Here is an 8,374-nt window from a genome sequence, read left to right on the forward strand (position 1 = left end):
CCGACGCGCTGCTGCACCTGCTCGATCCCCGGCTCGCCGCTCTCGCCGATCCAGACCGTCAAGCCCCCTCGAAGGAGTCCGCCGCTCATGCGCCGACCTGAACCGCCGGCCGCGCCGCTCGTCGCCGCGGCCTTCGCGAGCGCCGTCGCGCTCGCCGGCTGCGCGACGGCCTCGCTCGATCTCGCGCCCGAGGCGCCCGACCGCCCGTGGCAGCCGCCAACCTCGGCGACGGGCGAGATCGTACCGGGCCCGGCGCGCGCCGCTGCCGCAGGCGCGCCGCACGACTACACGCTGCCGGCCACGCCCACGCTCGCGTCGGTGCCGCCGCCCGCCGGGCTCGATACCGCGCATGCGTATACGCTGCCCGAGCTGATCGACCTCGCCGAATCGACGAACCCGCTGACGCGCATCGCGTGGAACGATGCGCGCAACGCGGCGCTCGCGGTCGGCATCGCCAAGGCCGCGTATCTGCCGCAACTGTCGGCGACGGCGATGGGCGCCTACCAAACCGGCCACGGCTCGACGTCGACGCCGCTCGGCGACGCGTCGAGCGACACTACCGTGCACGGCACGATCTCGGCGCTGTCGCTGCAATGGCTGCTGTTCGACTTCGGCGGACGCGCGGCGCGCGTCGAGGCGGCCGAGCAGGTATCGATCGCGTCGAACGTTGCGTTCACGGCCGTGCATCAGCAGGTGATCCACGACGTGACCGTCGCGTACTACCGCTACGCCGCCGCGCGAGCGCACGCCGAGAGCGCGCAGCAGGGGCTCGCGAACGCGGACACGATTCTTGCGGCGGCGCGTGCGCGCTTCAAACAGGGCGTCGGCACGGTCGTCGAAGTCGCGCAGGCGACGCAGAACCGCGAGCAGGCCAACCTCGCGCTCGTACAGGCGCGCGGCGCGGCCAGCGACGGCTACCTCGACCTCGTCTCCGCACTCGGCATCTCGCCGTTGTCGAAGCCGGCGATCGCCGCGTTGCCGCAACGGCCGCTGCCGCCCGCGCTCGGCTCGTCGATCGACACGATCGTCGCGGACGCGATCGCGCGCCGCCCCGATCTGCAAAACGCCTATGCACTCGAAAAGGCCGATCGCGCGAAGATCAAGGCCGCCGAAGCGGCGTTCATGCCGAAGGTGTTCCTGTCCGCATCGACCTCGTATGCGAGCGGGCACACGGCCCTCTCCGCGCTGCCCGCGATCGGCGATCAGGCGCCGACCGTCAACCTGAACGGCAGCCGCTACGGCGGCGGCGTGTTTCTCGGCATCTCGATTCCGCTATATGACGGCGGCCTGCGCTCGGCCGTGCTGATGCAGGCGCGCAACGATGCGCAGAGCGCATCCGCGCGCCTCACGCGCACGAAAGAGGAAGCCGTCCGCCAGGTTGTCGCCGCACAGAACGCGGTGCAGACGAGCCTCGCCTCGCACGATGCCGCGAAGGCGCTCGTCGCTGCCGCCCAGACCAGCTACGACGCGGCGTTCAGCGCGTACCGGCATGGCGTCGGCTCGATCACCGAGGCGACGATCGCGCAGAGCCAGTTGCTGGCGGCGCGCAATGCCGAAGTGGACAGCTATTGCGGCGCGCTGTCGGCCGCGGCCGCGCTCGCCCTGGCGACGGGGACGATCGGCGCACAGTGACGGCATCCGCGAGCGTGTGGTTAGCACGCCATCCCGACCGGAAATAAAAGTCGGACCGCCGCGCAAGGTATCTTGCCGGCGCGCCAGAGCGTCGACTTACATCCTCTTACAGACTCGCGCGACGGATTCATACGTCTCGGGCGTTCAACGAAGACGCGGCCACAAGCCGTGTCCGTACGTGTCCGTATCCGAACAAAAGAGGAATCGACGATATGAAAACCAAAGCGTCTCTGATCATGGCCAGCGCACTGGCTGCGGGCGTTCTTCTTTCCGGCTGTGTCGTAGAGCCCGTGCGTCCGCCTCAACCCGCGCCGGTGGCCGAAATCGTACCGGCTGCGCCCGCACCGGGCTATGTCTGGGTCAAGGGTCACTACCGCTGGGAAGGCAATCACTGGCAGTGGGTGCCGGGTCACTGGCGGCCGGTCTGATCCTGCGCGATCGATGCGAAGCCGGCCGCCTTCAGTGCTTCGCAAGCGTGATTCGAACCGCGCGTGCCGCACCGCCAACCGCGCCGGTTCGACTACTCGACTACTGCGACGCCCCGCCCGATATCGCACTGTCCGGCAGAGCATACGCCACGAGCGCATCGCTGGCCGGCGTGCGCATGAAGTGATGGCCGCCCGCCATGATGACCAGATACTGCTTGCCGTTGACCGAATAGGTCATCGGCGTCGCCTGTCCGCCGCCCGGCAGCAGATCGCTCCACAGCATCTTGCCCGATTTCAGGTCGAACGCATGGATCAGGTTATCCGTTGCGGCGCCGGCGAATATCAGGTTGCCGCCCGTGACGATCGGCCCACCGTTGTTCGGCGTGCCGACTTCGATCGGCATATAGGTTGGCAATCCAAACGGACCGTTCGCCCGTGCGGTGCCGAACGGATGCTGCCAGATGACCTTCTGCGTATGCATGTCGATCGCGGTCATCATGCCGTACGGCGGTTCGTTGCAGAGAACCTGCGTGAGCGGCATCAGGAACGGCTGCACGTCCACGCCGTACGGCGTATCGGCCATCGCCCCCGGGCCTTCCGCGCCGGATTTGTCGGTATGGCGCGGATCGTCGATCGAATACAGCCCCATGGCGTCGGACTGCTTGCGGGACAGCAGCCGGTCGTACATCGGCGTGTTGTTCCAGTTGGCGATCAGGACGCCCCTCGTCCGGTCGTAGGCGACGCCACCCCAGTCGACGCCGCCGTTGTATCCCGGATACTCGATCCACGACTGGCCGACCATCGGCGGCGTAAACTCGCCGACATAGTGCGCCTGGCGGAATTTGATCCGGCAGTACAACTGATCGAATGGCGTCATGCCCCACATCGTCCTTTCCTGCAGATCGGCAAACCCGAGGCGCGGCATCCCGGTCGACCACGGCTGCGTCGGCGTACGTGGATCGTTCGGCACGTTGCCCTGCGGCGCCGGCCGCTCCTCGACGGGCAGCAGCGGCTGGCCGTTGCGACGGTCCACCACGAACAGCTGGCCGCGCTTGGTCGGGATGACCATCGCCGGCACCGGGCCACCCTGCCCCGGAAAATCGAACAGCGTCGGCTGCGAGCCGATGTCGTAGTCCCACACGTCCTTGTGAGCGGTCTGAAATACCCAGCGCTCCTCGCCCGTTGCCGCGTCGAGCGCCACGATCGACGACGCGACGCGATTCTCGGCGGGCGTGCGCATGGCGCTGTAGTAGTCGGCCGCCGAGTTCCCGGTTGGCACATAGACGAGACCGAGCTTGTCGTCGCCCGCCATCGGCCCCCACGAATTCGGCGTGCCGCGGCTGAATTCCTGCCCGACGCCCGGCTCGCCGTGCTGGCCCGGACGATTGACGTCCCACGCCCATTTGAAGGCGCCCGTATCGGCGTCGAAGCCGCGAATCACGCCCGACGGCGCCCAGCGGCGCTGGCCGTCCAACACCTCGTGATTGGCCACGATGGTGTCGTTGACGATAACGGGCGGCGACGTCATCGCGACGAAGCCCGGCACGGTCTTGCCGAGTCCGTCGAGCAGACTGACCTGGCCATGCTCGCCGAAGCCTTCGCACGAGGCCCCCGTGGATGCGTCGACGGCGATCAGACGGCCGTCGATCGTCCCCTCGATGATTTTCTCGTGACACGGCTGGCCCGTGGAAATCGTCTGCGATACATAGTGTTCGAGGCCGCGGCAGGCGGCGGTATAGGGCACGCTCTTATACTGCGTCCCGACGTCGTGAGTCCAGATTGCCTTGCCGGTGGTCGGGTCGAGCTTCGCCAGATTGTTGGTCGCGGTGCACAGATAAAGGCCGTCGCCCACCTTGATCGGCGTCATTTCGGCCGCCCACTTGTTGACCTTGCCCTTGGGCGGCAGATCGCCGGTGTGATAGACCCAGGCAACCTGAAGCTGTTTCACATTGCCGGGGTTGATCTGGTCGAGCGGAGAATAACGGGTGGCGTCGGTATCGCGGCCGTAATGGGTCCAGTCGGCATCCGGTTGCGGCGCATGTAACTCGTCCCCGGCGACGAGCGGCGTATCCGGCATTGCCGTCGCGGACAGATAGCTCTGCTGCGGAATGAACGACAGCGCAAATGCGGTGCCCGCAAACACAATGCAGATGCCTGCAAGGATCTTGGCCAAACCACGGTAATGCCCGCTTTGTCCCGCTCGGTCGGCCAGCCGCGGCAGCATCAGCGCGACGAAGAACGCAAGGCCCGTGAGGAAACCCATGCGCGGCACCCATCCCAATAAGCGCAGTGCGGTTTCGTAGAGCGTCCAGAGCAGCGTAATCAGATAGACGATGCCGAATATCCCTGCGCCTTTCAGGCTTCGAAACCACAGCAGCACACCGGACCAGATGAGCAGAATGCCGGCGAACACATAGTACGGACTGCCATGCAGCGCGAGAAGCCAGCCGCCGCCGAGAGCCATCGCGAGTCCGCTGACCACGATGATGACGGCGATGATGCGATCCCAGATGAATGGGAATCTGTTGGGTTCAGGCCTTGTGTTATTCATCGTATTCTCCAGATTCATACTACGTCGCTCCGTGCTTCGGTACGGCATCGGAGTATGAGCACACGCTACGGATCGGTTACCACGACACCTCTCTACTGTTTTCCAACTGCGAAACGGGACGCTCCCCTATGCTTGCCTGTTGCTTCCCGGTTATTTCCCGGCTGCTTCCCGGTTGTTTCCAGTCCATTTCCGATGTCCAGCGCCAACACCGGCGTCATACGCGCAGCAGGTGCGCACGAGCACGCGCCTGCGTGAGAATTGCTGCGGAACCGCGTGAGCCAACAATTGGCCGAGAAGAGACATACCGATGTCCCGGAAGAGTGTTGGAACCCGCGTCATTTCTCCTGTCGTTGCGAATCACGCACGAGACGCCGGGCTTCGTCGTACGCCATGACGAGCGTGCGCATCTCCGTCCACATGCCGTAGTAGTGCGCGATAAAACTGTCCGGACCGACCATGAACCACGGCGTATTGATGACGAGCGGACTCAGAATGTCCGCCTCGTCGAGCAAGCCCGACTGTTTCATCGCTTCGATGAAGTAGAACTGGTCGCCGTTGTGCGCATACACGGACGACCGATCGGCCAGGCCGCGAATGCGCGCCTTCAGCCCGCGCAGCATCGCCGCGTTTCCCTCGGTACGGCGGAATCCCATCACGCCCGAATTGAACGGCCATTGCCCGATGTCGCGCGCGAGCAGACGATCGCGGCCGCGCAGCAGATCGTCGATGGGCCGCTCGTGATCGAGGATCAACACATCCGCATCGACCCAGATGACCCATTCGTGGTGCGGCAGATAAGCGTCGAGAAGCCACGGCTTGAACCAGTTCCCGGTTCCCGACAGGCCGATTTCAGCCGGCGTGTCGCGATACACGTAAAACGTGTAGCCATGCCGCTCGCAGTACTGCCGCAGATTGCTTTCCGCGATGCCGCCATAGCCGGCAATGCCCGGCGTATAAAGCATGACGAACGCGACGTCCCTGGCGGACACGTTGCCGGGCGCGTTTTGAGGCGCGTTGTGAGGTGCATAGGTGCTGCGATCGGCCGAGGCATCGACAGCCGGCGTCTCGAACGAGAAAGGCGCAAGCCCCCGGAGCCCCGACATTTCCAGGTGAGCGCACAGAATCTCGCGAATGCGCGGCGCGGCACTCGCTTCGGATGGCGAATCATGCAAATCGCCCAGACTGAGCGCAAACGTCGCCGCGCGCCGCCAGTACGGATCGATGTTGGCGCCCGCGTGCATCACCGCATACAGGTCGTCGATCCGCTCGTGCCACGGATGTACCGGTTCATCTCCCAGCACGGTCGCGGCATCGACGAACGGCTCACCGCCGAGCCTGCAACGCTGCATGATCCGGTAGATGCGCTCGCGCGTCGCGGGTGTGTTGCGCCAGAACTGCACGTCGGTCTGCGGCCGGCCTTTCTCGACGCCGACCAGCAGCGCGTCCCGCCCCGCCATCAGCCGGTCGAGCGCATGCGGCTCGACGACGAGCCCATCCTCGCCCAGCAACAGAACGATCCCGTCTGCCGGACAGCCGTCGAGCGCATGCAGCAGCGCTTCGTAGCAATGCAAGGTCTGGACCTGGGCGCTGCGCGGCCCGTCCGACGCATCGACGCATACGTGGCGATAGCCGTGCGTGTCGGCATAGCGCGCGTGATTGGCAAACGCCGCCGGCGCATGGCCGGTCAGGAAACTCAGAACACAGTGCGATCGCATCTGGCACTCTCCAAATTGTCGATCGTGACGGGGGCTATGTGGTGATCCTTGCCGGCTCACGCATCGACGGGCGCCACGTCGGACAGGCCGGCCGCGACTCGCGTCAGATCGGCGGCCACCCGTTCCACGACAGGTTCCCACTGCCGGTACGCGCTCTGCCGATAAAGCTTCAGGCCCGGATACCACGCGCTGTCGGTACGCTCCGTCGACCAGACCCAGTGCGGATTGACGTCCAGCAATAGCCATGTCGGCACACCGAGCGCGCCGGCGAGATGCGCCACCGACGTACAGACCGTCACCACGAGATCGAGCGTCGACAGCGCCGAGGCGGTGTCGTCATACGATCCCCATGCCACGGTGGGGTCTTCGATGGACAGACCCGCATGCCGCATCGCCGCGACATCGTCGGCGGCATCGACCTGCAGACACATGAACTCGACGCCTTCGACGCCATGAAATGCACGCGCATAGAGCAACGGATCGATCGCACGCAGCGGATTGCGCTGATGCGTACGGCTGCCGCTCCAGACGAGCCCGACGCGCAGAGGCCGTTGTGCACGCGGCCCCGCGCTCCGGCGCGCGACGGCATCGGAAGCGGGCTTCAGATAATGCGCGGCATCGGCGAGACGATCCTCTGTTACGCCAAGCACGAGCGGCAGGCTGCCGAGCGGCAAATGAAAATCGTGCGCCGGAAGAACCGCCGTATCGTGCGGCACGATCTCATCGACACTCTCCGCGAAGCTGCGCGCGAACAACGGCAGCAGTTGCGAGAAACAGCAGTAGACGAGCCGTCCTCCTTCCTCGTGAACGCGCGCCGCGATCCGTGGCAGGAAGCGCGCGAACTGGATCGCATCGCCATTCCCCTGCTCGCCCCACACGAACAATGTGCGGCCCTTGAACGATTCGCCATTCCAGCGCGGCGACGGCAGGTTCGGCACCGCGTCGCGCAACTCGCGCGAGCCGAACCAGCGTGATTCGTGGTTCGCCCAGCCGTTCGCGTAATCGCCCTGTGCCAGTTGCAGCATGGCCAACGCCCAGATGACCAACGGATTGGCCGGGTCCAGTTGCCCGGCGCGCTGCGCGACAGCCAGCGCGGCATCCCATTGCTGCCGTTCCTTCAGGACCTGCACGCGGGTCACAAGCGCCACCGGGTAATCGGGCGCCAGCGTGCAGGCGCGTTCGGACGCGACTTCCGCGCCGGCGAGATCGCGCAGGCCGAGCAGGACGACCGACAGATTGTTCCAGGCCAGCGCATTCCCCGGCTCGCGCACCAGAAGCGGTTCGAGAATCGCTTTCGCCCGCGGCAGATTGCCGAGTTCGATATGGGCCGCCGCGGTGTTGTTCTGCAGCATCGATACAGCCGGGTCGAGCCGGTCGGCCTTCGCGTACGCCGCGAGAGCGGCATCGTGCCGGCCCACGCGCTGATACAGCAGGCCAAGCTGGAACCAGCCCAGTGCATTGGCGGGCTGTGCCGCGCAGAAGCGGGTCGCCACGTCGAGCATGTTCGGGCCGTCCGGCTGCCCCATCTGCAACTCGATCCATTCGAGCACCCACGTCTCGCCATCCGGCATGTTTCGATAGGCGCGCGCATACCAGCCGTTCGCGGCAAGCGGATCGCCCGCCGCCGAGGCCTGCCTCGCGCGCTCCAGCAGCGCGAGGCCGTTGTTCGCGTCGAGCGCGAGCGCCCGGTCCGCGAGCGCGGCCGCCCTGGACGCGTGACCACGCATGCGCATGATGCGGCTCGTGATCGCCAGCAGCAAAGCATCCGTCGACTCCAGCGTGCCGTGGCCGTCGATCAGTTTCGCCGCACCGATCAGGTCGCCGCGATCGAGCAGGCGTTGTGCCTGTACGGAAACAGGCAGTTGAACCGTCATGGCTCGCCCCTCGCGTCTTCGATCATGATGTCCGGGCTGGAGCGGATTCCAGCTGCAGCAGCAACCCGTCATAGCGCGCCACGACTTCGGCGTTCGTCGACAGATAGCGCGCGATGATGCGGCGCTGGCGGTCCCGATACCCTTCCCAGTCGGCATCGTGATGGCGGATCGCCT

The 8,374-nt window shown here is 65.9% G+C and carries 5 protein-coding genes; 2 read left to right on the plus strand and 3 right to left on the minus strand.

What is annotated here, in order from left to right:
- Positions 1-87 precede the first annotated feature (87 nt).
- Positions 88-1,632, plus strand: a complete 1,545-nt coding sequence (locus tag F3J20_RS31240) for a TolC family protein (protein ID WP_167285792.1) — start codon at positions 88-90, stop codon at positions 1,630-1,632.
- A gap of 212 nt (positions 1,633-1,844) precedes the next feature.
- Entirely contained in the window at positions 1,845-2,060 is a 216-nt protein-coding gene (locus F3J20_RS31245; RefSeq protein ID WP_167049000.1) for a YXWGXW repeat-containing protein, read from the plus strand.
- A gap of 100 nt (positions 2,061-2,160) precedes the next feature.
- On the opposite strand, the gene F3J20_RS31250 is transcribed toward F3J20_RS31245, so the two are convergent.
- The 3 genes from F3J20_RS31250 to F3J20_RS31260 all read right to left on the minus strand — a co-directional run bounded on the left by F3J20_RS31250 (position 2,161) and on the right by F3J20_RS31260 (position 8,200).
- Positions 2,161-4,611, minus strand: a complete 2,451-nt coding sequence (locus tag F3J20_RS31250; RefSeq protein ID WP_167285793.1) for a membrane-bound PQQ-dependent dehydrogenase, glucose/quinate/shikimate family — start codon at positions 4,609-4,611, stop codon at positions 2,161-2,163.
- A 335-nt stretch (positions 4,612-4,946) separates the two neighbouring features.
- Complete coding sequence (locus tag F3J20_RS31255; protein ID WP_167285794.1) at positions 4,947-6,326, minus strand: galactosyl transferase GMA12/MNN10 domain protein; 1,380 nt, start codon at positions 6,324-6,326, stop codon at positions 4,947-4,949.
- Positions 6,327-6,382: 56 nt separating this feature from the next.
- Positions 6,383-8,200: a hypothetical protein gene (locus tag F3J20_RS31260; protein ID WP_167285795.1), complete on the minus strand. Its 1,818-nt coding sequence runs from the start codon at positions 8,198-8,200 to the stop codon at positions 6,383-6,385.
- Positions 8,201-8,374: the final 174 nt, after the last annotated feature.

This window comes from Paraburkholderia sp. Cy-641 (genome assembly GCF_011752945.1).
Lineage (GTDB): Bacteria > Pseudomonadota > Gammaproteobacteria > Burkholderiales > Burkholderiaceae > Paraburkholderia.

Bases quoted from the DNA above. Each gene is read 5' to 3' on its own strand.
- F3J20_RS31245 (WP_167049000.1), top strand. From the start codon at position 1,845: ATGAAAACCAAAGCGTCTCTGATCATGGCCAGCGCACTGGCTGCGGGC.
- F3J20_RS31255 (WP_167285794.1), bottom strand. From the start codon at position 6,326: ATGCGATCGCACTGTGTTCTGAGTTTCCTGACCGGCCATGCGCCGGCG.
- F3J20_RS31240 (WP_167285792.1), top strand. From the start codon at position 88: ATGCGCCGACCTGAACCGCCGGCCGCGCCGCTCGTCGCCGCGGCCTTC.
- F3J20_RS31250 (WP_167285793.1), bottom strand. From the start codon at position 4,611: ATGAATAACACAAGGCCTGAACCCAACAGATTCCCATTCATCTGGGAT.
- F3J20_RS31260 (WP_167285795.1), bottom strand. From the start codon at position 8,200: ATGACGGTTCAACTGCCTGTTTCCGTACAGGCACAACGCCTGCTCGAT.